Source organism: Paraburkholderia franconis (genome assembly GCF_009362735.1).
GTDB lineage: Bacteria > Pseudomonadota > Gammaproteobacteria > Burkholderiales > Burkholderiaceae > Paraburkholderia > Paraburkholderia franconis.
Genome location: NZ_WHNP01000215.1, coordinates 1 through 1342, shown reverse-complemented (window position 1 = coordinate 1342; position 1342 = coordinate 1). Strand labels below are relative to the sequence as shown.

The 1342-nt window shown below is 65.6% G+C and carries 1 protein-coding gene; it reads left to right on the top strand.

Annotation, left to right across the window (positions count from 1 at the left end):
* The coding region (gene proP, locus GCT13_RS47685) for a glycine betaine/L-proline transporter ProP (protein ID WP_152768434.1) at positions 1–1342 on the top strand (1342 nt) is incomplete at both ends.

The window sequence follows — 1342 nt, the reverse complement described above, 5'->3', positions numbered from 1 at the left end:
CCCTCGACGACATCACGGTCGTCGACAACACCCTTCTCAGGCGTGCCGTCGGCGCAATGGCCCTCGGCAATGCGATGGAATGGTTCGACTTCGGTGTGTACAGCTATATCGCCGTCACGTTGGGCAAAGTGTTCTTCCCGTCGAGCAGCCCGTCCGCGCAGCTGATCGCGACCTTCGGCACATTTGCCGCCGCGTTCCTCGTGCGCCCGATCGGCGGCATGGTGTTCGGCCCGCTCGGCGACCGCATCGGCCGTCAGCGCGTGCTCGCGATGACGATGATCATGATGGCGCTCGGCACCTTCGCGATCGGCCTGATTCCGAGCTACGGCTCGATCGGCATTCTCGCGCCCGTGCTGCTGCTCGTCGCGCGCCTCGTGCAGGGCTTCTCGACGGGCGGTGAGTACGGTGGCGCGGCCACCTTCATCGCCGAGTTTGCGACGGACCGCCGACGCGGCTTCGCGGGCAGCTTCCTCGAATTCGGCACGCTGGTCGGCTATATCCTCGGCGCGGGCACGGTCGCGGTACTGACGTCCTCGCTGTCGCAGGACGCGCTGCTGTCGTGGGGCTGGCGCGTGCCGTTCTTCATCGCCGGGCCGCTGGGTCTCGTGGGTCTGTACATCCGGATGAAGCTCGAAGAAACGCCCGCGTTCAAGAAGGAAGCCGAAGCGCGTGAGGCCGAGGAGAAGTCGCGTCCGAAGCAGCGCTTCATGGAACTGCTCGCGCAGCAGTGGAAGCCGCTTCTGCAGTGCGTCGGTCTCGTGCTGATCTTCAACGTGACCGACTACATGGCGCTGTCGTATCTGCCGAGCTATCTGTCGGCGACGCTGCACTTCAACGAATCGCACGGCCTGTTTCTCGTGCTGGCCGTGATGGTGCTGATGATGCCGATGACGCTCTACGCGGGCCACTTGTCGGACAGGATCGGCCGCAAGCCGGTGATGCTGCTCGGCTGCGTGGGTCTGTTCCTGCTGTCGATTCCGGCGCTGCTGCTGATCCGCACGGGCGCGGTGCTGCCCGTGTTCGGCGGGCTGCTGATTCTCGGCGCGCTGCTGTCGACGTTCACGGGCGTGATGCCGTCGTCGTTGCCCGCGCTCTTTCCGACGAAGATCCGCTATGGCGCGCTTGCGATCGGCTTCAACGTGTCGGTGTCGCTGTTCGGCGGTACGACGCCGCTCGTTGCAGCGTGGCTCGTCGATCGCACCGGCAATCTGATGATGCCCGCGTACTATCTGATGGGCGCGTCGCTGATCGGTATCGTGTCGGTGATCGCGTTGCGCGAGACGGCTCGCAAGCCGCTGCTCGGCTCGGGTCCGTGCGTGGCCACGCGCGCCGAAGCGCTTGC